The organism is Kocuria salina, assembly GCF_013368965.1.
Lineage (GTDB): Bacteria > Actinomycetota > Actinomycetes > Actinomycetales > Micrococcaceae > Kocuria > Kocuria rosea.
On sequence record NZ_SSSF01000011.1, the window covers coordinates 1 to 22611 of the forward strand.

At 64.5% G+C, this 22611-nt stretch carries 26 protein-coding genes; 13 read left to right on the forward strand and 13 right to left on the reverse strand.

Going from position 1 to position 22611, the window contains the following annotated elements; translation table 11 throughout:
- Window positions 1–229 precede the first annotated feature (229 nt).
- A complete protein-coding gene (locus tag E7Z53_RS17100) occupies window positions 230–871 on the forward strand; it encodes an HAD family hydrolase (protein ID WP_255219661.1) in 642 nt (213 codons plus the stop codon).
- Between the two features lie 93 nt (window positions 872–964).
- Here E7Z53_RS17100 and E7Z53_RS17105 read toward each other — a convergent pair whose 3' ends face one another.
- Entirely contained in the window at window positions 965–1306 is a 342-nt protein-coding gene (locus E7Z53_RS17105; protein ID WP_176338345.1) for a MerR family transcriptional regulator, read from the reverse strand.
- A gap of 65 nt (window positions 1307–1371) precedes the next feature.
- On the opposite strand from E7Z53_RS17105, the gene E7Z53_RS17110 reads away from it, so the two are divergent.
- The 3 genes from E7Z53_RS17110 (at window position 1372) to E7Z53_RS17120 (ending at window position 3081) form a co-directional block, all read left to right on the forward strand.
- Window positions 1372–1728 carry an alpha/beta hydrolase gene (locus tag E7Z53_RS17110; RefSeq protein ID WP_176338346.1) on the forward strand — a complete coding sequence of 119 codons (357 nt, stop codon included), beginning with the start codon at window positions 1372–1374 and terminating at the stop codon, window positions 1726–1728.
- Window positions 1729–1730: 2 nt separating this feature from the next.
- On the forward strand, window positions 1731–1934 hold the full coding sequence (locus E7Z53_RS17115) for a hypothetical protein (RefSeq protein WP_176338347.1): 204 nt from the start codon (window positions 1731–1733) through the stop codon (window positions 1932–1934).
- A gap of 646 nt (window positions 1935–2580) precedes the next feature.
- Window positions 2581–3081 carry a hypothetical protein gene (locus tag E7Z53_RS17120; RefSeq protein ID WP_176338348.1) on the forward strand — a complete coding sequence of 167 codons (501 nt, stop codon included), beginning with the start codon at window positions 2581–2583 and terminating at the stop codon, window positions 3079–3081.
- Window positions 3082–3215: 134 nt separating this feature from the next.
- Here the strand turns inward: E7Z53_RS17120 and E7Z53_RS17125 are convergent, their stop codons facing one another.
- Window positions 3216–3809, reverse strand: a complete 594-nt coding sequence (locus E7Z53_RS17125; RefSeq protein WP_176338349.1) for a recombinase family protein — start codon at window positions 3807–3809, stop codon at window positions 3216–3218.
- Window positions 3810–4103: 294 nt separating this feature from the next.
- On the opposite strand from E7Z53_RS17125, the gene E7Z53_RS17130 reads away from it, so the two are divergent.
- Window positions 4104–4538 (forward strand): hypothetical protein, encoded by a 435-nt coding sequence (locus E7Z53_RS17130; protein ID WP_176338350.1) that lies wholly within the window; start codon window positions 4104–4106, stop codon window positions 4536–4538.
- Between the two features lie 61 nt (window positions 4539–4599).
- A complete protein-coding gene (locus tag E7Z53_RS17135) occupies window positions 4600–4938 on the forward strand; it encodes a histone-like nucleoid-structuring protein Lsr2 (RefSeq protein ID WP_176338351.1) in 339 nt (112 codons plus the stop codon).
- A 170-nt stretch (window positions 4939–5108) separates the two neighbouring features.
- Here the strand turns inward: E7Z53_RS17135 and E7Z53_RS17140 are convergent, their stop codons facing one another.
- A complete protein-coding gene (locus tag E7Z53_RS17140) occupies window positions 5109–5912 on the reverse strand; it encodes a hypothetical protein (protein WP_176338352.1) in 804 nt (267 codons plus the stop codon).
- A 109-nt stretch (window positions 5913–6021) separates the two neighbouring features.
- Here E7Z53_RS17140 and E7Z53_RS17145 point away from each other — a divergent pair, with 109 nt between their 5' ends.
- From E7Z53_RS17145 to E7Z53_RS17160, 4 genes are all read left to right on the forward strand, one after another.
- On the forward strand, window positions 6022–6576 hold the full coding sequence (locus E7Z53_RS17145; protein ID WP_217905918.1) for a TetR/AcrR family transcriptional regulator: 555 nt from the start codon (window positions 6022–6024) through the stop codon (window positions 6574–6576).
- A 226-nt stretch (window positions 6577–6802) separates the two neighbouring features.
- Entirely contained in the window at window positions 6803–7225 is a 423-nt protein-coding gene (locus E7Z53_RS17150; RefSeq protein ID WP_176338354.1) for a hypothetical protein, read from the forward strand.
- A 38-nt stretch (window positions 7226–7263) separates the two neighbouring features.
- Window positions 7264–7593: a histone-like nucleoid-structuring protein Lsr2 gene (locus E7Z53_RS17155; protein WP_176338355.1), complete on the forward strand. Its 330-nt coding sequence runs from the start codon at window positions 7264–7266 to the stop codon at window positions 7591–7593.
- A 480-nt stretch (window positions 7594–8073) separates the two neighbouring features.
- Window positions 8074–9396, forward strand: coding sequence for a hypothetical protein (locus tag E7Z53_RS17160; protein ID WP_176338356.1), 1323 nt, complete (start codon window positions 8074–8076; stop codon window positions 9394–9396).
- A gap of 255 nt (window positions 9397–9651) precedes the next feature.
- Here the strand turns inward: E7Z53_RS17160 and E7Z53_RS17165 are convergent, their stop codons facing one another.
- Entirely contained in the window at window positions 9652–10353 is a 702-nt protein-coding gene (locus E7Z53_RS17165; RefSeq protein ID WP_176338357.1) for a hypothetical protein, read from the reverse strand.
- A gap of 108 nt (window positions 10354–10461) precedes the next feature.
- On the opposite strand from E7Z53_RS17165, the gene E7Z53_RS17170 reads away from it, so the two are divergent.
- The 3 genes from E7Z53_RS17170 (at window position 10462) to E7Z53_RS17180 (ending at window position 14523) form a co-directional block, all read left to right on the forward strand.
- Window positions 10462–11865: a hypothetical protein gene (locus tag E7Z53_RS17170; RefSeq protein ID WP_176338358.1), complete on the forward strand. Its 1404-nt coding sequence runs from the start codon at window positions 10462–10464 to the stop codon at window positions 11863–11865.
- Entirely contained in the window at window positions 11862–13688 is a 1827-nt protein-coding gene (locus E7Z53_RS17175) for a DEAD/DEAH box helicase (RefSeq protein WP_176338359.1), read from the forward strand. The genes E7Z53_RS17170 and E7Z53_RS17175 overlap by 4 nt, the downstream gene beginning before the upstream one ends.
- A gap of 181 nt (window positions 13689–13869) precedes the next feature.
- Window positions 13870–14523 carry a protein NO VEIN domain-containing protein gene (locus E7Z53_RS17180; protein WP_176338360.1) on the forward strand — a complete coding sequence of 218 codons (654 nt, stop codon included), beginning with the start codon at window positions 13870–13872 and terminating at the stop codon, window positions 14521–14523.
- Between the two features lie 205 nt (window positions 14524–14728).
- Here the strand turns inward: E7Z53_RS17180 and E7Z53_RS17185 are convergent, their stop codons facing one another.
- From E7Z53_RS17185 to E7Z53_RS17225, 9 genes are all read right to left on the reverse strand, one after another.
- Window positions 14729–15991, reverse strand: coding sequence for a DNA cytosine methyltransferase (locus E7Z53_RS17185; RefSeq protein WP_369598011.1), 1263 nt, complete (start codon window positions 15989–15991; stop codon window positions 14729–14731).
- Window positions 15992–16257: 266 nt separating this feature from the next.
- The gene (locus E7Z53_RS17190; protein ID WP_176338361.1) at window positions 16258–16704 is read right to left on the reverse strand and encodes a very short patch repair endonuclease; all 447 of its coding nucleotides are present in this window, start codon (window positions 16702–16704) and stop codon (window positions 16258–16260) included.
- A gap of 273 nt (window positions 16705–16977) precedes the next feature.
- Complete coding sequence (locus tag E7Z53_RS17195) at window positions 16978–18012, reverse strand: DUF4192 family protein (RefSeq protein ID WP_176338362.1); 1035 nt, start codon at window positions 18010–18012, stop codon at window positions 16978–16980.
- A 361-nt stretch (window positions 18013–18373) separates the two neighbouring features.
- Window positions 18374–18787: a hypothetical protein gene (locus E7Z53_RS17200; RefSeq protein WP_176338363.1), complete on the reverse strand. Its 414-nt coding sequence runs from the start codon at window positions 18785–18787 to the stop codon at window positions 18374–18376.
- 32 nt (window positions 18788–18819) lie between these two features.
- Window positions 18820–19611, reverse strand: a complete 792-nt coding sequence (locus E7Z53_RS17205; RefSeq protein WP_176338364.1) for a ParA family protein — start codon at window positions 19609–19611, stop codon at window positions 18820–18822.
- A gap of 82 nt (window positions 19612–19693) precedes the next feature.
- Window positions 19694–20023: a hypothetical protein gene (locus E7Z53_RS17210; protein WP_176338365.1), complete on the reverse strand. Its 330-nt coding sequence runs from the start codon at window positions 20021–20023 to the stop codon at window positions 19694–19696.
- A gap of 76 nt (window positions 20024–20099) precedes the next feature.
- Window positions 20100–20363, reverse strand: coding sequence for a glutaredoxin domain-containing protein (locus E7Z53_RS17215; RefSeq protein WP_176338366.1), 264 nt, complete (start codon window positions 20361–20363; stop codon window positions 20100–20102).
- Between the two features lie 15 nt (window positions 20364–20378).
- On the reverse strand, window positions 20379–20717 hold the full coding sequence (locus tag E7Z53_RS17220) for a hypothetical protein (RefSeq protein WP_176338367.1): 339 nt from the start codon (window positions 20715–20717) through the stop codon (window positions 20379–20381).
- A 633-nt stretch (window positions 20718–21350) separates the two neighbouring features.
- Complete coding sequence (locus tag E7Z53_RS17225) at window positions 21351–22610, reverse strand: Y-family DNA polymerase (RefSeq protein WP_369598012.1); 1260 nt, start codon at window positions 22608–22610, stop codon at window positions 21351–21353.
- Between the last annotated feature and the right edge of the window lies 1 nt (window position 22611).

Here is a 22611-nt window from a genome sequence, read left to right on the forward strand (position 1 = left end):
ATGGTCCTGGGAGCGACATTAGTCCTGGCACTGCAAGGTGACTCAGGCTGGTGGTTCACCGTGGCCGCCACGATCCTGTTCCTGGTGGGTGTTTTCCTAGGATCCCGTCGATCCAGGGGGGAGCAGGACTTGGAACGAGCATCCTCAAGATAGAGCGTTGCGCCAACCCCAACTGCAGGGCGCCCTTGGTGCGTGTGGTGGTGCCCATAAGCTGGCTGCTGTGCTGATCATGCTGGATCTGGACAACACGCTGGTGGACCGCCGCGGCGCCTTCACCAGCTGGGCCAGTGACTTCGTCGCCGGCCTCGACGGCGACGCCAGTGATCTGGAGTGGCTGATCGCCGCCGATCAGGACGGTTACCGGCCCCGGGCGGAACTGGCCGCGCTGATGCGCGAACGCTTCCACCTGAGCACACCGGTCCCCGGCCTGGTGGACTCCCAACGTCACGAGCTGCTCGAGCGCATCGAGGCCTACCCCGGTGTGCTCGAGGTTCTGGAGACCCTGGTCGAGAAGGGGGCTGCCCTGGTGGTGGTGACCAACGGAAATGTCGCCCAGCAGTTGCACAAGCTCCGCCGCACCGGCCTGCTGCGCTACAGCCCGCAGCCGGTGATCTCCGAGGCGGTCGGGGCGAAGAAGCCTCACCGGCTGCTTTTCGACACCGCCTTGTCCCAGAGCGGGCACCGTCCGGAGCAGTCCTGGATGGTCGGTGATCACCCGGTGACCGACATGACAGGAGCTCATCAGCTCGGCATCCGCACCGGCTGGGTCAGCCACCACCAGCTGTGGCCCAACCCTTGGGTCCCTGAGGTGACAGGATCGACGACCAAGGACGTCCTGCAGCACATCATGGCCAAAGACGTTCCAAGCTGAGCCGCCAAGGCCATACCCGGCGTTGAAAGCGTTACAACGCAACCCGAACTGCGACGTCTCTCGCAATCTATGCGGACGGGACCGGTGCGGTATTCAGCCGGCTAGATGGGTATCGATGACCTGGCGTTGTGCGATCAGCTGGGCGGTGTGGCGTTCGAGTTCTTCTCGGCGCTGTTGCAGGTGCGCCCGCAGGTCCGCGCACATCTGCAGCTGCGGTTGCTGGCCGCGGGCGCAGGGCAGGAACCGGCGGATCGTCTCGGAGTTGAGCCCGAAGGAGAACATCCCCTGGATCTGGGCCACGATCACCGGAGCGTCCTCGGCGTACTCCCGGTACCCGTTGGAAGCCCGCTCGGGCACCAGCAGGCCCTGGTCCTCGTAGTAGCGCAACGCCCGGGCACTGACCCCGGACACCCGCGAGAGCTCACCGATCCGCATGCCTGCCCACCCTCCCGATCCTCGGGGTTGACCTTCACGTCGACGTCACCGTTGAGACTCACCCTATGCACACCGCCACCACCTCTTCCTCCGCCCCCATGTCCCGCGCCGTCATCGTCCACGGCTACGCCGCCGACCCGACCCGCCACTGGTTCCCCTGGCTCACCGACCAGCTCACCACCACCGGTGCCGAGGTCACCTGCGTGGCCCTGCCCGACCCGGCGGCCCCGGACGCCGCCACCTGGCAGCAAGCGATCGCCAGGGGGGAACCCTCAGCGGGCGCCTCGGGCACCTATGGTGGAACCCCGGTTAAGGAGCCCTCATTGCCGATGAGTAAAGTTTTCAGCGACACCACCCCCAGTGCCCGACGCATGGCTGCAAAGAGTCACCAGGCACAGCAACCACAACTCATGAAGGCGTGAACATGGCGCGATGGAATCCGTTCGACAAGCGTGAGCCCGCGTCCGAGCCATTGCCGATCGACTTACCCGAACTTCTGGGCCTCGAGGTCGATTCGCTGACGGCACAAGGGCATTTCATCGAGGCCGTGCGCATGGTTCGAGAGCGCACCAAGCTCGGTTGGCTCGGTGCGCTCCAAGCTGTGCGTCAACGACTGCGACGTCCGTAGTACGGCCAGGTGCAGCCCGCATTCAATGCGCAGACGGAAACCCCTACTGCAACAGGCGAGGCCATGCTCTTAGCGAGATCCGCTAAAGCCTTCATTTACTACCGGGCAGGCTAGCTACGTGGGTGCTCTCGATCATGCTGTGTTCGCCCTGGTGTAAATGCCCCGAGATTGTTTACCAGGAGCACCCCTCCTGCCGCGGGCAGGAAAAGCAACACTGGTACCCATTCGGTAACTGCGAAAATTCCCAGCACGAGAAGCAGGATGACCATTGCAGCAAACCGGACTTTGTTGTGCATGACACCACTTCCGTTGTGTCTGTGAAGCGTATCACTGGCATTTCATCGTTCCTTGAGCGTCGGCAAGTCGATGGGCCGACTCCTCACCCCGCGCTCGATCGTGCACCGTCAACGTCAGAGGACGTTGGAAGTAGTGCCGTTCGGCATGAGCCGCAGACGCTCGAGAAGGAACCCTCACTGGCACCTGCCGGTGCGGCAGTCCCATGGGCAGGACTGACCCGGTGCGCCCGGCGGCACCTGTCCCCTCCATGGGGAACACCGCCCCGCCCCTCCGAGGTGACGGTGGCGCGGGCCACGCCCCTCATCAGGGCTTCCGCCGTACACCCGGGGTGGACGCCTACCGTGGGTGGATGGAGCCTGCACCCACTCCCACCGCCAGAACCCGCCCACGGTTCCGCCACACGGTGCTGCAGGTGCTGGTCCGCGTGGCGCCGATCGTGGTCGTGCTGCAGGGCAGCTTCGAGGTGTTCCTGCGCAACGACTGGTTCGCCACCACCCCGAACACCCCCGGACTGGTTGCCGGGCTGCTGAGCTTCGTGCCGGCCGGGATCTGGGCGGCCGTCGACGGATACCGCTGGGCGTCCACCCGCTACGCCGTGGCCCTGTGGGCCGTGGTCGCTGCCCTGGTCGCCGTCGTGAACCAGGTCTACGGCTACCTACTCGGCCTCTGGCAGTACGCACTGCAGATGCCATTGGAGCAGCTGGCCCAGATGCTGAAACCGACACCGCTGCTCATGGTCATCCACGCCGTACCCGTCGTGCTCCTGGTCCTGCTGGGCGCCGGGCTCTCCCGCCTCCAAAGCAGACCGGCAACACCCGGGGCCGAGGGCTCCGCCGAGCCCGCCAGGTGACCTCAAGCGGGCCCGTATTCGCTCACGCGGAGCTCAGGCAACCGGGGGTGGTTGCCATGCCCGTTTACCCCGCGCGATGAAAAGCCCGCTGAGGTGCCTCATGCGCATCATGGTGTCCACAGGCAACGACGGACTCATATGGTCGTCGCCTGCGGAAGCTCCCGGATCCGCCGGTACAAGGTCGCGCGGGACATCCCGAGGTCGCGGGCGACCTGGGTCGCTGGCTCCCTCGATTCGATGAGTCGCAGCGCGTTGCGGATTTGGGAGTCGGTGAAGGTCTGCCGGCGCCCGCCGAGGTCCTTGCCGGCGGCCCGGCGCTTGGCCACCGAGTCGGTGATCCGCTCCCGCTTGATCTCCAACTCCATCTGAGCCAGAGCCGCCATCACGGTGAACACCATCGAGCCCATCGGGGTGGCGGTGTCCACGTCTCCCCCACCAAGGTTCAGCACCCGTAACCCCGCACCTCTCCCCCGTAGCGCTTCGGCGAAGGCCAGCATGTTCTGCGTCGACCGCCCCAACCGGTCCAGCGTGGTGATGACCAGCGTGTCGCCCGACTCGAGCGCTGCCACCGCCCGGTCGAAGGCCGGACGGGACGCACGCCCTCCAGACACTCCACTGTCTATATAGATGTCATCGCGCCGCACGCCGGCAGCCAACAGGTCATGTACTTGACGGTCGGCATCTTGCTGCCGCGTCGACACTCGTGCGTACCCGATCAGTTTCCCCATGTCCACCTCATCTGTCTCGCAACCAACGTTGAGTATCCGATTCTAGGGGTACGGATAAAGCACAAGGATGCGAGACAGGCTGAACCGCGGAAACATGCGGATGAAAATTTCTCCGATGAGACGTCTCGCATCCCATGCCTTCAGAGACACTCCCAGGGAGCGGCGCATGACTGTCAGGTGAGTACGTGCAATGGTTACGATGAAGCCTGCTGCTATTAGTCACGCACCATAGGGGGAGCGATGCCGTTCCAAGTGTTTGACAAGAGGATGACTCCGCTGGTTAAGGCGCCGAGCGTGACCATCCAGAAGCGCGGAGTGATTTCCCTGAACAAGGCCGCCCACGACCTCATCGACAACACGGAGACGGTAGAGCTGCTGTTCGACCGCGACCGTCAGGTCATGGCGGTGCGCGCCACCGATGACTCCTCCCCGCACGCCTACGCGGTACGCAGCGCCTCCAAGCGTGGACCAGGGCAGGCGGTGGTCTCGGCCACCGCGTTCACCGCCCACTACGGCATCGACACCACCGACACCCGCCGGTGGAAGCCCTTCGTGGAGGACGGCATGCTGTGCGTGGACCTCAGCCAGGAGGGCACCGTCATCACCGGCAATCGCACCAAGCCCACGGCAGTGGCCCAAGATGTCGAGGCAGCTGATCCCGTGGAGGACATCGACTCCCCCGTTGCCCAGGGCCACCCCGTCGGCGATGACACCACCGACGACTCCTGACCACCCCTACGCCAGCACCACCCTGTTCTACGACCCCCTCACGGAAAAGGAACCCACCCCCATGGCCCAGAAAGTCCAAGTGCACCTTGAGGACGACCTCGACGGCGGCCCCGCCGACGACACGGTCACCTTCGCCCTGGACGGCAAGGACTACGAGATCGACCTGTCCACCACCAACGCCGAGAAACTGCGCGAAGCCCTGCGCCCCTTCGCCGAGGCCGGCCGCAAGACCACCCGCAACAGCAGCGGCAGCGGCCCCCGTGGCACCCGCACCCGCGGATCCGGCAGCGACCCCGACACTGCCAAGATCCGGGCCTGGGCGAAGGAGAACGGCCACGAGGTCTCCGACCGCGGCCGCATCCACCAGTCTGTGAAGGACGCCTACTACGCCGCCCACTGAGGTTCTGCCCCCATAGGTGTCTGGGCTGCATCCTCTGCCCAAGGTGAGCCCAGCGCACCCGGGACTGCTGCGCGCCTGCTGGTGATGCTCATTGGCCGTGGCAGTAGTCCGGTGATGTCTCTGGCCCTATGTAGCAACGCCTTGGGCCGTCGACACCCCTGGCCTGGAGCTCAGGGTCGCTGGGGTCCTGTTTCCTCGGGACGGTCCTGCTCATGTTCGGGCTGCTCCGGATCGACGCCCTGACGCGAGGCGGGCGCCCCGGTCCTGCGCGCGTCGTGATTGCGGCGGCGCTCCACCTCCCGCTTGGCCAGAACGGAGGCGACCACGACCGGGACGATGTACTTGGCATGGTCCAGCACCCACCTGAGCCAGGCGGGGAGCTGCCAGTCCGGCCACTGGATCGAGGGCCAGGTGATGTCCGGCCACGGAATGGCCGGCAGGTCCGGCCAGTCGATGTCCGGCCACGGAATGGCAGGCGGGTCCGGCCAGTCGATGTCCGGCCAGGGAATGTCGATGACCACACGCCCCAGCAGCCCCACCAGCACCAAGGGGAGAAGGACACCTAGTACGGCCAGGACGGTCTGGCGCGCCTGGTAGCGGCGTGGATGAGCCCGGATCCAGGCCTCCCGGGCCGCGGCAGCGGAGCCCGGTTCCGGGTCGAAGTCGACACCACCGGTACCCAGGCGTGCCTGGGCGCCGGCGTCCATCGTTTTGGTGCCGCCGAACCAGCTCACCCGCCGTGCCGGGCCGGTGAAGGTCGGGAAGCGCAGCGCCACCGCGCCCACACCGGGATGGGCCTGCTGGTCGGGGACGAGCCGGACTTTCTCCTCCATCGAGGAGACAGTGGCCACCGGCGTCCCATCCACCGTCCAGGTGATGCTGCGCCGCCACCCCGTGTCGCCAATTTCGATGAGGTGCTCACGGTCCTCATGGGACAGGAACCACCGTTGGGGCGTTCTGTCCTTGACCATCATTGACCTCCCCCGCCCCGGACGGGACATACCATAATACTAGAGCAGCGACTCTAGGAATGGGGGACTCATGGCTCGTACGGTCGACCCGGCCCAGCACGAGGCGCGACGGATGCACATCATCGACGCCGCCCTGACACGCTTCGCCGCCACCGGATACGGCGGAACCACGACCGCGGCGATCTGCCAACAAGCAGGCATTGGCTCCGGCACCTTCTTCCACTACTTCCCCACCAAGACCGCCGTGCTCGTGGCGATCATCGACCTCGGCACCGAACAGACCCGCGCATGGTTCACCAACCAGCACGAACGCGCGGATCCACTCACAGTCCTCGACGACTACCTCACCCACACCACGGCCGAGATGGCCGATACCCGCATCGCCGGGTTCGTCCGTGCGGTAGGCGCGGTCATGAACCAGGCAGAGGTGGCCGCGGCCCTGGAACGCGACGACACCGCACTGCGCCAGGGGCTGCTCCCCTGGATCCAGGCGGCTCAAGACAACCGGACAGCCCGCAACGACCTTTCCCCCGAACGACTCACCGAGTGGATGATCCTGCTGCTCAACGGATTCCTCGACCACATCGCCACAACCCCTGAATTCACCGCAGGACACGAAGCCGCCATGCTCCACGACACAGTGCACCGCCTCCTTCGACCCCAGTGACCGAGCACCCAAACCGCAAGACCACCCACCACAGCACACGTCTCACAACCTCAGCGTCTCGCATCCCTTACCTTCAAAGACACACCTAGGAGCTGCGGCTACGTGTCGAATAAGTATGTGCAATGGTTACGATGGAAGTTGCCAATGCTTGTCATAAGCCATAGGGGGAACAATGCCATTCGAGGTGTTCGACAAGAGAATGACTCCATTGGCCAAGGCGCCGAGCGTGACTATCCAGAAGCGCGGGGTGATTTCGCTGAACAAGGCTGCCCACGACCTGATCAGCAACGCGGAGACGGTGGAATTGCTCTACGACCGGGACCGGCAGGTCATGGCCTTGCGCGCCGCCGATGACTCCTCCCCGCACGCCTACGCGGTCCGGAACGGGTCCAAACGTGGGCCCGGGCAGGCAATCATCTCGGCCACCGCCTTCACCGCCCACTACGGCATCGATACCACCGCCACCCGGCGCTGGAAGCCGTTTGTGGAGGACGGCATGCTTTGCGTGGACCTTGCGACTGAGGGAACTGTCATCACCGGCAATCGGACCAAGCCGATGACTCCGGCCAAGGCCACACAACCAACTGAAACATCGGTCGACGATGCGACACCTGAGGTGTCCACCGACGACGACCCCAACCATCCCTGACCCCACTCCCCGCGCGGATACCGAAAGGAACACCACCCATGGCCCAGAAAGTCGAAGTGCACCTCGAGGACGACCTCGACGGCGGCCCTGCCGACCACACCGTCACCTTCGCCCTGGACGGCAAGGACTACGAGATCGACCTGTCCTCAAGCAACGCTGAGAAGCTGCGTGAGGCTCTACGCCCCTTCGCGGAAGCCGGCCGCAAGACCACCCGCAGCAGCGCCCCTCGCAGTACCCGCACCCGCACCTCGGACAGCGACCCGGACACCGCAAAAATCCGCGCCTGGGCCAAGAAGAACGGACACAAGGTCTCCGACCGCGGCCGCATCCACCAGTCCGTGAAGGACGCCTACTACGCCGCCCACTGAGTCGGCGGCGTCACCGGTCGAAATGACGCATGGTGGACGGCCCTCGCCACAACGGGGCCGTCCACCGTCGCTTGCGGGATGGGTAGCACAGCCTCCACGGACGCGGTTGTAAGGGCGGAAAGGGTTCAACGCGTTGCGGTGAGCTGATCGATCCCCACGGCAGGCTCCGCCGCATGAGTTTGCTGCGCAGCCCGGGAGCACACAAGGCACCGCAGCCCTTCCCCTGACTCGAGCCCCGACGACAGGAGCATTTCATGCCCCGTACCACTGTCGCCCTGCTCGCCCTATCCGCTGTGGTGCTCACCGGAGGAGCCCACAACGCTTACAAGTGAGCGCCGTCTCGTACTGCACACGACGACGCATGTCGATTTTAAGTCTTCTTAGTGCAAATTTGGCTAATGCCGACGTACACAGGAGGTGTTGTCCGCGACATGAGCCCTTGTACCGATCTGCATGCATCGAGTTGGTAATGTGAATTACATGACAGATGCCGCGGCTCAAGAACAACCACCACTTAGTGCCATAGAAGAGCGTGACCTTCCTCGGGTTGCTGTAATTGTAACTAATAAAGGGGTCATGGATGAGTCGTCTGCGAATTATTTGAAAAGTTTGGGAACTGGCGTTTCCTTTTTTGAGTCACGCGGCACGGTTAGGCTTGAGTACTTCGATTTTCTGGTGTGTTTCGGGGAAATTGACATTGAGCGCGCAAAAAACAAGCCAATCATAATCTTTGATGAAGATGGATTCGGCTGGAACATATTCACCGCTCGTACTAGCAATCAAGGTCCACCCACAACTATTTCAGTTACCGTGGGGCAAGGGGCGCATGATTTTGATGCTGTCGCACCAGAGGGCTATCCGAGTAAAATTCGTGATCTGGCGACTCGGGAATTTAATCAAAAAGTCAGAAAGGGTGGCGAGTATCAGGTAATAAATTCCAATTCAACAGATATTCCCATTAAACCATTTTTCAAAGAAAGGGGTGGTAAATCTATTGCAGGAGCTATTGAATGGGGATCTTACAATATTTGGTACCTTCCGCCAGAGGCTTCACTCAGGCTTCAGTGGCTGAAGCTATTCTTCGAGTACTGGCGTTCCAAGACGCCTGACAAGTTCACTTTGGATGAGGTCCCCGATGAATGGCTGACCAGTAGTCAGACCGCTGCCAAGCAAGAACTTGTCAATTGTGACAGGTCAATTGAAGAGACAATTCGCAAACTTGAAGAAAAGCGCTTGGGTCTGGTTGAAGCCCTTGAAAATACTATGATGGACCGGGAGTCTCTTGAATCGAGATTACTGTGGTGTCAGGATGAATTACTGGCCTCTGCCGTGCGAGAGTGCCTAGAAGAATTCGGTTTCGTCGTGTCCGACTCGGATGAGGCTGTAAAAGTTGTAGGGGGTAACAAGTATGAGGACTTGCAGGTCCGAAACCCCGATGACTCTGACTGGGTAGCACTCGTTGAATGCAAGGGCTACAGTGCGAGCAACGGAAAGATAACTGACTTCAGGCAAGTTACTCGGGCTCGGACGCGGTACGAGTATTCGATAGGAGAGGTGCCCGACCGTTGCTGGTACGTAATTAATAATCGATTCAGCGATGCCCCCCATCTTCGACCCGAACCATTGGAATCCAACAAAGAAGACTTAAATGATTATTTTGCCAAAGACGGCATCGTAACCATTCCTTCCACGTCGCTTTTCCAGTTATATAAGGCATATTTGGCGGAGGAAATATCTGATGTCGAGGCGCGTGAGAAGCTCTTTAGTTCAGAAGCGCGGTTCTATTACCGCCGTGGTGAGTAGGCTACGCGGAAGGTAGCACCACTTTGTGGTGATTAGATAGACCGCTGGGCTGCAGACTCACCACCGGCGAGGCGGCTACGCTGGTGACCGCCGGTGCCGCCACAACCTTGGGACTGCCCCGACTTTCCCTGACGGGGTAAGCGAAACGTGGGGCAGGTCAAGGAGTCAGGCGAACCGGGGGTATTCCCAAGCAACTCCTGAGGCGCAGGACCCCAGGTTTTCGGCATGATGAAAGCCAGCGCCCTCCCAAGGACCCTAGTTTGTCTTGCGGTTGTTGAGGGCTGACTGCGCTTGGGGGCGTGCCTGCGCCGGGAGAAGGCGGTAGGTGGTCCAAGCCCGTTCCAGAGGAGTGCTCCCACGGCGGCCTCTGTAGATCCAGCGCTCCAGACGCCGTAGGTCTTGGGGTTCGAGGTCGTCCGTGGCTGCGAGGAAACGGCCGATGTCCGCGGAGCCGCTGTCACTGCCGTTTCGGCAGAGTGAGCATTCAGTGACTAGGACTATGTGCGAGGCCCCGTCGCTGCTCTGGATGGTACGTCGGCTCACTGCCAGGACGGCAATTTTGTTCTCGTCCTCGGGGTACGGGTCGCCGCCGGAGATCCCGCAGAGGGTGCACATGAAGTTGTCGCGTTTGAATGCCTGGAGGCGTTCTTTTGCTGTGACGGCTTCCGGCGCCGCGGCACGGCGTTCCCGCGGGTCCCAGACTGCTGCGCCGATCTTCACCAGCCGCTGTTCCTCGGGCTGGAGCGTCACATCGTGGGTGTTGGAGTCGATAACCCAGCCGTACGCCCGCAGGTCCCTGATGCGGCGGTCGGCCTGGGACACCTCGGGGAACGCGGTACGGACGTCGTGTTTGGTGAAGGTGTTGCCTTCTCCAACCTCCTGAACCAGCCAGAGAGCACCGCGCACCATGGTCCCGGCCTTGCTATCGGGGTCGTTCCACGCCGGTGTCGAGGACATATGCAGCTCCTTACGCTTACGTGGACGATACTCGATGCGGAACGATCAGTATGGTCCTTCCCTGCATGGTGCGGCAGCGACTCAGCACTGGAACGGGTCAGGTAGAACGTGAGCGTGCAGATGGGCACTCCGCCCGAGGGTGAAAAGATCCGTGAGCTTACGGAGACGCGCATCAGACAGGCACAGATTGATAACGGCGCCAAGATCACTGTGGAGTACCGCGGCGAGCAGCGCCACTTGCATGTCATTTCTATGCCTGTGGCCCAGTTGTACCTGAACCCGGACACACACCGGATCCGGGCCCAGAGAACCCTGGACCCGGAAAAGGACCGCATGCTGGAGGCAGAGCCATGGAGCGAGGGCGCCCAGGCTTACCTCGAGGAGCTCCTGAAGGCGCAGCCCTCCAACCCAAACAAAATCGATCCAGATTACGAAGCGCTGATGGAGGAGCTAGACGCCTCCGGACAGCGGGAGCCGGGGATCATTACCCCCTACGGTGTCCTGGTCGACGGGAACACCCGTGCCACGGCGCTGCGGGACCTAGGCGAGATGAACATCCGCGTCGGTGTGCTGCCGCAGGATGCCACCAACCATGACGTCAATGCGGTGGAACTGCACTTGCAGCTGCGCAGGGACCGGCGCCGTGACTACTCCTACATCAACCGCTTGATCGCCATCGAGGAACAGCTGAGAGCCGGGCGGCGCACCGATGACATCGCGCGCGACTTCAATATCAAGTCCGCCACCCTGGAGCGGGACCGCTGGGTGTACGCCCTCATCCAGGAAGCGATCCAGCGCAGCACGACCGAGGACGGCATGTCCCTGCGCCTGGTGGACTTCGAGGACCATCAGGAAAAACTGCGCGAGCTGCACCGCGACTTCACCAAGCTCAATGCGACCGACCCGGCCGGAGCGGAGGAACTCAAGGAATCCCGGTTGGCAATGGTGCTGCTGGGTAAGTCCAAAACAGACTTGCGTTTCGTCGACGCAGGGTTCCATGACCAGTACCTGAAAGAGCGGTTGCCGGAATCGCTGCAGCCTTCCCCCACAACCTCAACCATAGTTACCGTCCCCGGTCTGGAGGGTGTTGAGCTCGAGAGCAGGGGCTCGGCTGCGAAGGCGGTGACGGACCGCCTTCTCCACGCTAAGGCCGCGTCCCTAGCTGGTGACAAACTGCCCGCAAAAAAGGTCAAAGAGGCCGTCGAGCTCATCCAGACGGCGGAGAAAACCTTCGAAACTGCAGCAGACATGGCCGGCCGCAACGGGCGGTTGCAGAAACGCCGGGTGGTCGCCTCGGAGCGTCTCAGTGACGCGGCGGACCTCGTCCAGCAGTGCGCGGCCGAGTTCGCCGAGGCCCGGGCGAAGCGAGCCTTCGACGAGGAGGCCTTCGACGACGCCCTCGTGGAGCTGCGCGAGAGCATGGCGCGGCTGGCCAAGCTGGCTAGCCGTGCCTACCCGCAGCCGGGGCAGGGCGTGGAGTGGCTGCTGACCTCGGTGAAAGACCCGGCGTGAGCGGCCAAGCCCCCAGCCTCGAAATCACGTTCGGCGAGGGCGTCACCCGGGCCCGGCTGAGTGTGCGGGAAGGGTTCGAGGAGCATCTGCGGCTCCTGGCCCTGCGCATCCCCTCGAGCATCCAGCGCTCCCCCACCACGGTGGAGGTAGGCCTGGACGAGCTCCTCACCAACCTGGTGGCCCTGGGCGCCTGGCCTGAGCCCGCCACCGTCACCTGGGACCCTCACCTGGCCGGGCTGGCGCGCGACTCCGCCCTGGCCGCCCGTACCGTCACGGACCTCCTGGCCGCACCCGACGCGGCAGCAGCAGGGCCCCTGCCGGAGGAGGTCGAGTCCCTGCTCGGCGGCAACTGGAGGGAGGACCTGGCGTGGTTCCAGCGCCGGGACATCGCGAGGCTGCTTGGCCTGCGGCACGGGGCGAACTTTTCGGTGCCGGGGGCAGGCAAGACGCGCGTGGCACTGGCGGTTTTCGAGGCTGCCCGCCGCGCCCACGGCGTCGAGAGGCTGCTGGTCGTCGGGCCGAAGTCTTCCTACGAGGCGTGGCAGGTAGAGAACACTGCCTGTTTCCATCAGCCCCTGCAGTTCCAGGTGTACGGCGGGTCGGTGGACCCCGGGGCTGAGGCGGTCATAGTGAACTACGAGAGGCTCGGTGGGGCGGTCAACACGCTGGGCAGGTGGCTCTCGGCCCGGCCCTCGATGCTGGTCCTGGACGAGGCCCACCGCATGAAGCTCGGCGCTGAGGGCACTTACGGGGCCGCCTGCCTAGCGCTGGGGCCCCGGGCCCGGCAGCGCCTGATCCTCACAGGCACGCCGGCACCCAATGGCGTGAAAGACCTGCAGAACCTATTCGGTTTCGTGTGGCCCGGTTATGGCCGGCAGCGGGTGACCCAGGCGGTATCCGGCGGGAGCCTCGTACAGGCCAGCCAGGAGCTCAAGCCGCTGTTCACCCGCACCACCAAGCAGGAGCTCGCCCTGCCGCCGGTGAGGACGTCGTTGCGCCGGGTGCAGATGCCGGACCTGCACCAGGAGATCTACGAGGCCCTTCTGGGCCAGTTCTCCCCGCGTGCCGCAGCTGCCGAGGACGACTTCCTGGCCTGGGGTCGGATCGTGATCTACCTGCTAATGGCCGCCACCAGCCCGGCCCTGCTCACGGTAGGGGGCACCGCGCACGAACCGCTGGCGTACCAGGTCCCACCGCTGCGCATCCCGGAGGGCTCTCGCCTCCAGGACCTCATGGCCGACCTGATGAACTACGAGATGTCACCTAAGTACAAGGAGGCCCTGGCGATCGTGGCTGCCAACGCCGCAGCCGGGCGTAAGACACTGGTCTGGTCAACGTTTGTGCGCAGCCTCAACACGCTGGCCTCGGTCCTGCGGGATTTTTCACCGGCCGTGGTCCACGGCGGGACCCCCGACCGGGAGGAGCAGATTGCGAGGTTCCGCAACGACGACGACTGCATGGTGCTGTTGTCCAACCCCGCAACCCTGGGCGAAGGTGTGAGCCTGCACCAGCACTGCCACGACGCCGTCTACATCGACCGTGACTTCGCCGCCGGCAAGTTCCTCCAGAGCCTGGACCGCATTCACCGACTCGGACTCCCTGCTGGCACGGAGACCCGTGTGACAGTGCTGGCCACGGAAGGGACCATCGACGAGGTCGTGGCCCAGCGCCTGGAGGACAAGCTCATCTTCATGGGCGGCATCCTCGACGACCCCGCAGTCCAGCAGCTCTCGGACCTCGACGAGGAACCAGCCGTGGGTGGGGGCCTGGCACCGGCGGACCTGAGGCTGCTGATGGGACACCTCGGTGCGGGCCCTTCCTGAACCCATCCTGCGCGCCGCCCAGCGCTGGCTCCAGCACCTGCCCGGGGCCGGGGCGGCCCGCGCCCGGTCGCTCTTCGCCACGCACCCTGGGTTCGGGGACCTCACACCCTCACAATACGAGGCGGCATACACCTGGCTCTCCGACAACGGTCTGCTCACCGGGCCCGGTCCAGGGGTCCCCGTGGACGAATTTTTGTTCGACGCCGTCGTTTCCAGCAGCGAGACGGGCTGGCTGCGAGACGCAGACGTCCTCGTCCGCGGACCCGACGAGATCCCAGTCGATGCCTTGCAGGCCGCTGCCATCCTCGGGCTCTCCCCGGATACCGCCTATGCGCGTGTCCATGGGATGTGGGGCAAGGTGGACACAGCAGAACGCGCACGCATCGGTGCCGCCGGAGAGCTCGCCCTCGTCAAGCTGCTCGCAGAGTCCACCACGTGCCAGGTGGACCACGTGGCGGCGCGCTCCGATGGGTATGGCTACGACATCTGTGTGTCATGGTTCAGCGAGGTAGCCCACCTAGAGGTGAAATCGACGCTACGGCGCGGGAGGCTCTCGGTCTACCTTTCCCGGCACGAGTACGAAACGATGCGGCGCGACCCTTGGTGGTGTCTAACAGTGGTCCGCCTGACGCCGGAGCTGGACCTGGACGCCATCGCCACCGTCCCGGCGCCGTGGATTGCCGCGCAGGTCCCCTCCGATTCCGGTTCCTTCGGCCGCTGGGAGTCCTGCCGGCTAGATGTTCCTCAGGAAGAACTGCGTCCCGGCATCCCGGTCCTGTCACCAGTATTGAATGGCACCGCGCCCGGAATCCTCACAGGTGCCATAGGCTGGTAATCCCTCCCGAGCCGATTCAGTGGCCAAGTCCGACAAGGAGATCTGGGCCGTCATCACCGGCTGAAATGACCGCCGCCACTTCTTCGCCTGGACCAAAAACAGCACCGACATCCTCCAGAAAGCCAACCGCCCAATGACCTCAAAGAGTGGCCACTAGTTACTCTTGGCGCGGATCCAAGAGTAAGCAAAACGCTGTCTCGGTTCTTTAGCTGATCCTGGAGCGTGCAGCCGATTGAGCGAAGGCCAGGTGGCGATGATGGTCAGCCTGGCCGGTGAATGCCTTGAACTCGCCGAGCCGGTAAGCCAGGCCTTTCCTCGTCTTTTTTGTCTCGATGACGAAGTCCTTATCCAGGTTGGCCAGGCGCTTCTCCAGTTCCGCGAGTCCGTAGGACTGTGCCAGGCGCTTGACCAGGTCTTCCAGGGCCACAAACTCTTCGGCTTCCCGCAGGGCGCGGTAGACGTCGTCGTGGATGCTGCGCTCGGCAACCTCCCGGGCGCCCTGGACTTCAGTCTCGTGATCGAGAGCGGCCCTGATCGAGCGGCCCACGGCCTCGGCCAGAGGCGGTGGGAACGCGTTGCCGATCTGCCGGTACTGGGCAGTTTTCCGCCCGGCGAAGTCCCACTTGGTCTTGCCGTTCCAGCCCTGCAGGCGGGCCACCATCTCCACCGTCAGCTTCGGCGGCTTCTCCAGAAAGTGCGGATCATCGGGCAGCGGGGCGTGATTGGCCACGCCCATGGCATCCACGTGCATGGCCCGCCACGCCCGCTTGGCCCGTGTCGGGCCCAGGTCGGCACCACCGTGTTTCTTGCTGCCGCCGACAATGGTGGGGGCGATCCCGGTGACCGCATCAGCCCATTCGCCCGCATGGTGCCAGCCATTGGAGGCCATCAGATCTCGTAGCGTCTCGCCCACGGAAACCTGGTGGGTAGCGGGTTCGGGCCACTGGAAGTACGGGGCGTCCTCCTCTTTAAGAGCCACCAGCACGAACCGCGGCCGCAGCTGCGGCACCCCGTAATCAGACGCCTGCAGCAGCTTCCAGTCCCCGACGTATCCAGCCTCCGCCAGCCGATCCAGCACCGCCTGGCGGTAAGCGGCGAACCGCGGCATCGACAGCCCGCGCACGTTCTCGAGCATTAACGCCCGCGGCTGCACACGGTCGCACAATTCCACGGCCCAGGCGAAGAGATCCCGCTCATCGGCCGTGCCTAGCTGCTTGCCAGCGATCGAAAACGGAGGGCAGGGAACCCCGCCAGCCAGCAGGGACACCCCCTGGTAATCCTCAGGTGTCCATACGGCAGGGTCGGCGACATCGCCCTGGGCGACCTTCCACTTAGGGCGGTTCATTCGCAGGGTCTCGACGGGATAGTTATCGAGCTCCACGGCCAGCGCATGACTGAAGCCGGCCCGTTCCAGGCCCAGAGCCTGCCCTCCGGCACCGGCGCAGATCTCCACGACGTCATGCGACACGCTTACACACTCCCTTATTGCCTCAGTCCGTGGGACAGAATCAGCCCCGGCTACCGGCCGCAATCTTGCCGCATGGCCCCGACTAGCTGCGGGTTTCCATTCCCGCGACCTCCTGGGTTATGCATGGGGTGGGCCTGCACCCGGCAAGGTGGCGGTAGATTCACCCAGCTATGGCCTCTGGTTCGGACCTGCGGCTGGACAACTTAGCTTAACTGAAGCGGGGGATCCGGCCTTCCACCGTGCATTACCCAGGCAGTGCCGGGCGGTCAGCGGCCTGATAAAGCGGCCGTGACCGCGCCCATCGCTTCGGCAACCGGCTCGTGCTCCCACACGCGCACGACCACCCATCCCGCCTGTTCAAGCGCCTGGGTATTGCGCCGGTCGCGGTCCCGGTTCCCCTGCAGCTTCGGTGACCAGTACCCGCTGTTCACGGCCGGCTGCCGGCCATGCTCGGGGCAGGAATGCCAGAAGCACCCGTCCACGAACACGGCAACCTTCCGGCGTGTGAAGACGATGTCTGGGCGCACCCGGGCGCCGGACAGATCTATCCGCAGATCACAGCGGTAGCGGTACCCGGCTGCATGCAGGGCTGACCGCAAAGCACGCTCTGGGCCGGTATCACGTCGGCGAATGGCTTGCATGTTGCGCCGGCGGCCTGGGCTCACGCCCGAGGCCGTCGCTGGGTCTGGGACTCTGCCGCTAGCCATGGCCATTCATCACACGAAGGTGTGCCACAACAGCCCCTTGCCGGTGGGGCGCATCATGCGAAGTTGGCAGCAACTCTCATCACTCCGGTTCTGGATCCGGTGACCTGCTATCGCCCCGGGGTGCGGTTTCTTCAGCTCATCCCTTTCCAAGCTATGCATCCTGGCCATCATCTCACCGGGTGAAATCGGTGCACCAAGGAGTCCGGTCGGTGGGAATCCTTCACGGCGTGAGTGCTGTTTGGGCAGCACCGGCCCGAAGTGCCCTGTTCTCATGATTGGCTACGTCTGCCGTTTGCTGGCGGCGGGGTGGACGCCGAGGGTGTTCATTGCCGCCATCACGATGGTCACCAGGGGAGCCTTGCTGACACCATTCTCGTCGGCGGCCTCAACCTCGCCGGCCATGTCGAGCCATTCGATGGCATCGGCGCCGTGGCCGTTCATCCAGGCGAGCAGGCCCAGCAGGGCGAACACGTGGGCGCGGTCGGTAACGGGCGTGCACCCCGCCACAGCGTGCAAGCCGTCACGCACGGCTTGTGCCCGGGCCGGGTCGGGATCCACCACTCCCCCGGGCACATCCGTCACTCCCAGGGTCCGCAGCCAGGTCAGCTCGAAGTTGGCGCTTCCGGGGTCTGCCGTCACCGCGCAAACGGCAAAGCGCGCTGCGGACGGATAGACCAGGGCGGCGGCGAGCCGCTCCACCGTTTCCCCGCGGTCCCCGGCGATCAGCTGCTCCCACAGCCCGGCCAGCTCCCTTCCGGAAGGATGCCGCTGTTCCCACAGTTCTTGCGCGTGCACTGCCGCGAGGTAGCCGTAGCCGGCGCGGTACATCGCCACGTGGGCGGCTACGGCCTCATCGGCACGATAGGCCGGGGGCTCGACAGATCCCCTCTGAGATGCTGAGACGATCCGCTCGTCACTGGCCCAGGCGATGAGGTCAACAGACTGGGCGATCTGCTCAGCGCTTCCCTTCGAGCCGGTGTGGAGCAGGGATTCCCAGCCCGCCGAGGTCACCCGGACGGCGTCAGCAACGTCGGCACCTGTCGCCGCAGCGAGAGCCTCCCCGACCAGTCCGGCGCCGAGATAGCGGGCCTGCTCCTGGTCCAGGTCATCGCTGAAGAGGTAGATGTAGACGCCCGTGGCATCCACCCGCTGGCCGTGGAACAGCTGCTCCAGGGAGGTCCCGAACCCGGCCATCTGGTCCGGCATGGGGGCATCAAAGCGGTGGACCGGGCCGGGTCGCGCGCCTCCGTAGAAGTACAGAACGATGGAATCCTGCGGCATGTAACCGAGGGTCCCGGCGATGGTGGCGATCATGTCAGGGTGGCTGCTGACGACGATCTTGGGGCCAACCATAATTCCTCCCACGGTGAGCTACGAGTGCGATTGTCCTGCCCAGTTCTGTGCAACCCGGCTCGAGCCAGACAGGCACAATCTCACTTTATCCCATTACAGCCATTTATTCCATTTATTCCGTTTACTCACTGCTTCTTCAAGGTGATGCACTTCCGACCCGACCCGCCGGAGGTGCGAGCGAACCGCGATCTGGGGAGTCCTCAGTTCGCAGCGGGCCCCTACAAGACATTCGGATGAGGGGCCATGCGCAGAAAAGCACTGGACCCACCGTTCTTGGACAGCTCCCGTTCCCCCGAGATTGCCGATCGTGGCGGTCGAGCCTTCAATACTTCGGAGGCCTGCCCCGGGTCACGGTGCCTGCACCGCCGAAAGGCCGCCCGTCGTTGACCTCGTCGCGGTATTGGTGGATCCGGTCGGTGATGATGCCGGCGACGAAGTCGCTGAGGGTCTGCCCGCGCTGGGCGACGTGGTTGTAGGCCGAGCGCAGTTCGGCGAGGTCGTCGATGTCCATCTGGACCTGGAGGCGACGGCGGGTGTCCGTGGCGTTGCCCTTCTTCTGCTCACCCTTTTGCTGCTCGTCTGCAGGTGGCGGCACCGTCTCCTGTGGTGCGGCGGGTGCCGCAACCTCCGGTGCCGGTGTAGGTGCGGCGGGGGCGGTGGTGTCGGTAATGGAGGGGGCGACGGCGTCTTGGCCGGTGAGGAAGGTGGATTTCCGGCGGCGTCCTGTGGTGCTCATGGTGGGGGTCGTTCCTTTCGTGCCGGCCGGGCTTACCGGTCGGTGATCTTGGCCAGGTGGCGGGTGTAGAGCTCGGCCATGGACTGGCCGCCCTTGATACGGTCCAGGGCATCACCGGTCTCGATGGCGTCGCGGATCACCGCGCGCTTGGGAATGGGCGGGTCCAGCAGCTGCTCCCCCAGGGCTTCTTGGAGGGTCAGGCGCCATTCGCGCCCGGCCAGGGTCGCCGGTTCCCACTTGTTGAGCAGCACCCCGCGGATCGTGAGGTCGGGGTTGTAGTGCTGCTGGACGGAGCCGATGGTGTCGCGCATCAGGGCCACCCCGTCGGCGGCGAACAGGCCGGCCTCGGTGACCAGCACGGCCCCGTGGGCGGCCACCAGGGCGTTGACGGTGAGCATGCCCAGATTCGGCGGGCAGTCGATGATGACCAGGTCGTAGCGCTCCCCCACCCCCTGCAGGGCGCGCTGGAGGGTCCGGGCGCGTTCCTCGGTGCGGGGGGCCTGGGTGAGGTCTTGCTCGATGATCGCCAGGGCCCGCCCCACGGTGGGGGCCAGATCCACCCCGGGCCAGATGGTCGCCACGATAACGTCGGCCAAGGTGACGGGCTCCTCCCCCGGTGCCTGCTGGGGATTGATGACATCGGCCAGGCTGACCTCATCCAGGGGCAGCCGCTCGGGGGTCAGGGCGGTGGTGAGGTTGCCCTGCGGGTCCATGTCGATGGCGAGGACGCGCCTGTCCGCCCGCTGGGCGGCACGGATGAGGTGGTAGGCCGTGGTGGTCTTGCCCACGCCACCCTTCTGCAGCACGGTGGCAAGGATGTCCATACGGTGCCTCCTTTGAGTGTTTGCCTCAGTTTAGTAAATGGAGGCGTTAAGTAAATGGAATGCACAGGTGTGTGCAAGCGTCTCACGCGGTGATGGAGAAGTACACGCGGTAGAGGTCGTCCCGGGCGCGGCAGGCGGTGGCGGTGACCTCCACCAGGTGCTCCCCGTCGAGGTGGCCGGCGTTGACGCACGCCTCGGTGGCGGCATCCGCAAGGTGCTGGGCCTTCCGCGCCAGTTCCTCCAGATGCTGGGCGTGGCGGGTGAGCCACTGGGTGCACTTCTCGCTGTCAGCGGCGGCCTGGGCGGCTGCGCGCAGCTTTTCAATCTTGGCCAGGACCTCCTGGGCGGCCCGTGCCGCTTCTTGGGCGGTCGCCCGGTGCTTGCTGGTTGGATGTTCGGGCTGGATGGTCATGGCGTCCTCCTGGGGGCGGGCGAACTTCGCGTGGGCCGGTCGTGGGGGGGGGTGCCGTGGATCTGCGGTCGACGGGTTAGGTCAGCTGGGCGCGCTGTCGCACCAGGGCGTAGAGCTTGTCCGGGCGCAGACCGTGCCAGTGGTCGCAGACGGTGCCGTCGTCGTCGCGGACCACGGTCACGGGCACTCCCTGGTAGCCCAGGCCGCGGAGGAAGTCGGCGGCCGCGGGCAGGGAGGCGACATTGATCAGGCCGAAGGGGATGTCCTTGCGGTCCATGGCCTGGCCGGCGGCCTGGCAGTCCACACACCCGGGGAGGATGTAGAGGGTGATGGTGGTCATGATGCCCTCCTGGGCTCAGGGGAAGAGCGGGTCTTGGACGTAGAGGCTGTACCCGGCGACGGCACCGTCGTCGTCAAGGACGGCAACGACTGCGGCGGTGCCGTCACCGGGAACACCGTGGGGATAGAGCACGTGTGTGACGTCGAAGTAGTGAGGCCATCCTCGCCAACTGGTCTGACTTCGGTACTTCTGCTCTAAATTTATTCCATTACGTAATTGGAGTAAATAGTGTAAATGGATGATTTTGAGGATCTGTGGAATGTCGGGAATGGCCAGGCGGACAAAAGCCTCAGGAACGAGTAGTCGGCGGTGGGCGTCAGCATCAGCGTTGACACCACGCGGAAGGGCGGCCATCTATGAGTCCCTGCGAACATGGAGTGACTCGATTCCCTCGGGGATGGGAGCGAGCAGCTGCTCGCGAGCGGCAACGCAATCCTCACCCTTAGCTTCACCTGCTGGGTCGCCGTGGATTGGATCATGCCGACGATTTTCATGTTGGGCTCCTTCTTCGTGCAGCGACATGCTCACCCTCCTAAAGCTTCAGCAGGGCACACATGCGTCGACGCGCGCGAGGATGCCGGCCCGCCTCACTCTGCTGCATCTCGTGGACTCCGCTGCCCACAGAGCCACTGAGTCGTCGGCGCTCAGGGTGCTGGGCGGAGCCCCAAGGCTTCCGTCTTCCCTGGACGTCTTCACCCCCTCGAACCATCTAATCGGAAGATTTACCTCCATTTATTCCAAAAAGTCCTTTTACCCACCAGGGTTGTGTGTCACCTCGACCGCAAGCATGGTGCTGGTAGTGATCGCGGTCCAGTCCGGGCTCGGAGGTTCCCGCGGCTTCCCTTGGGCAATCATTTTGGAGGCCCGCCAGGGCCGAAGAAATGTGCGGCAGCCATCGTCTGCCGACCCAGCCCCAAGGAGGACTGTCGCCTTGATCGGCTGGGGGAGTAGGTCAGTCCTAGTGCGGCTCAGCGAAGAAGCATGTGTCTAGGAGACGGTGCGAAGTTCGTCCCAGTCGGTGGTGTAGCGAGGAGAGAGGTCTGCTTGGCGATTGCCCCAGGGGGCGGGGGAGTGGCCGCCGAATCGGCCCAGGGCGAGGGTGCCGGTGCCGAAACGACGGTTCACGGCGTCGATGAGCTCCCCGATCGGGGCAGGCTGATCGAGTACCCCCGGCAGAACAGGCACGGCCCCCTCGGGTGCCAAATCCATGCAGAGAATGCCGGCGCGCATGTACTGCATCCCATGCACCAGCTTGGGCACCAGGGCCGCCCGGGCGGCGGCCACCAGGGGCGTGGGTTCATTGGTAGGCACAGCCAGCCGCACGTGCGCGGAGACATTGTGGGCTGGCCCGGGCCGATGCGGGGAGGTGCTGGCGAAGACGGTGAAGCGTCCGGCAACCTCGCCTTCTTTGCGCAGCCGGCGGGAGGCACGTTGGGCGAACTCGGCCACCGCGGCCCCGACGATCTCCGGGTCATGAATCGGGTCCGGGAAGGACCGGGAGACCAGGATCTGCTGCTTGGTCGCCACCTCGTCCTCCACGGGGATCGCGGGGAAGCCGTTGAGCTCGAGCACTGTGCGCATCTGCACCACGGAGAACTTATGCCGGATAGCCACCGGATCCGCATCACGCAGCTGCGCGATGGTCTCGATGCCCATTGCCTCCAGGCGTTTCGCCAGCCGCCCGGCGATCCCCCAGACCTCGGTGACCGGCAGGGCGGCCATGAGTCGGTCCCAGTACCCGTCCGGGGCCTGGTCCCAGTGGACGACTCCACCGGTGGCGGGCAGCTTCTTCGCGGCCTCGGTGGCGATCTTCGCCCGTGTCTTCGAACTGGCGATCCCGATGCTCACCGGTAGGCCGACGTTGCGGGCCACGGTGGCCTGCAGCCGGCGGGCCCACCGCACCTGCTCGGCCGGAGTGCCGTGCGGGGGGAGGAGGAAGCACTCGTCGATGGAGTACACCTCCTGACCCATCGCGTGGCGGGCCAGCAGCAGCATCACCCGCTCGGACAGGTCGGCGTAGAGCTGATAGTTGGAGGAGCGTTTGATCAGCCCCCACCGTTTCGCGTCGGCGCGCAGCTGGAACCAGGGGTCGCCCATCTTGATCCCCAGGGCTTTGGCTTCGGGGGAGCGGGCGACGACGCAGCCGTCGTTGTTGGAAAGCACCACCAGCGGTTTGCCGGCCAGGGAGGGCTCGAACAGTGCCTCGCTGGAGGCATAGAAGTTGTTGACGTCCACCAGGGCAATCACG

Coding starts and splice junctions, on each gene's coding strand:
- E7Z53_RS17220 (WP_176338367.1), bottom strand. CDS start 20,717: ATGGCCGCCCTTCCGCGTGGTGTCAACGCTGATGCTGACGCCCACCGC.
- E7Z53_RS17210 (WP_176338365.1), bottom strand. CDS start 20,023: ATGACCATCCAGCCCGAACATCCAACCAGCAAGCACCGGGCGACCGCC.
- E7Z53_RS17145 (WP_217905918.1), top strand. CDS start 6,022: ATGCACATCATCGACGCCGCCCTGACACGCTTCGCCGCCACCGGATAC.
- E7Z53_RS17155 (WP_176338355.1), top strand. CDS start 7,264: ATGGCCCAGAAAGTCGAAGTGCACCTCGAGGACGACCTCGACGGCGGC.
- E7Z53_RS17205 (WP_176338364.1), bottom strand. CDS start 19,611: ATGGACATCCTTGCCACCGTGCTGCAGAAGGGTGGCGTGGGCAAGACC.
- E7Z53_RS17160 (WP_176338356.1), top strand. CDS start 8,074: ATGACAGATGCCGCGGCTCAAGAACAACCACCACTTAGTGCCATAGAA.
- E7Z53_RS17135 (WP_176338351.1), top strand. CDS start 4,600: ATGGCCCAGAAAGTCCAAGTGCACCTTGAGGACGACCTCGACGGCGGC.
- E7Z53_RS17195 (WP_176338362.1), bottom strand. CDS start 18,012: ATGATCGCCACCATCGCCGGGACCCTCGGTTACATGCCGCAGGATTCC.
- E7Z53_RS17115 (WP_176338347.1), top strand. CDS start 1,731: ATGGCGCGATGGAATCCGTTCGACAAGCGTGAGCCCGCGTCCGAGCCA.
- E7Z53_RS17140 (WP_176338352.1), bottom strand. CDS start 5,912: ATGATGGTCAAGGACAGAACGCCCCAACGGTGGTTCCTGTCCCATGAG.
- E7Z53_RS17215 (WP_176338366.1), bottom strand. CDS start 20,363: ATGACCACCATCACCCTCTACATCCTCCCCGGGTGTGTGGACTGCCAG.
- E7Z53_RS17165 (WP_176338357.1), bottom strand. CDS start 10,353: ATGTCCTCGACACCGGCGTGGAACGACCCCGATAGCAAGGCCGGGACC.
- E7Z53_RS17105 (WP_176338345.1), bottom strand. CDS start 1,306: ATGCGGATCGGTGAGCTCTCGCGGGTGTCCGGGGTCAGTGCCCGGGCG.
- E7Z53_RS17200 (WP_176338363.1), bottom strand. CDS start 18,787: ATGAGCACCACAGGACGCCGCCGGAAATCCACCTTCCTCACCGGCCAA.
- E7Z53_RS17190 (WP_176338361.1), bottom strand. CDS start 16,704: ATGGCCATGGCTAGCGGCAGAGTCCCAGACCCAGCGACGGCCTCGGGC.
- E7Z53_RS17100 (WP_255219661.1), top strand. CDS start 230: ATGCTGGATCTGGACAACACGCTGGTGGACCGCCGCGGCGCCTTCACC.
- E7Z53_RS17120 (WP_176338348.1), top strand. CDS start 2,581: ATGGAGCCTGCACCCACTCCCACCGCCAGAACCCGCCCACGGTTCCGC.
- E7Z53_RS17110 (WP_176338346.1), top strand. CDS start 1,372: ATGCACACCGCCACCACCTCTTCCTCCGCCCCCATGTCCCGCGCCGTC.
- E7Z53_RS17125 (WP_176338349.1), bottom strand. CDS start 3,809: ATGGGGAAACTGATCGGGTACGCACGAGTGTCGACGCGGCAGCAAGAT.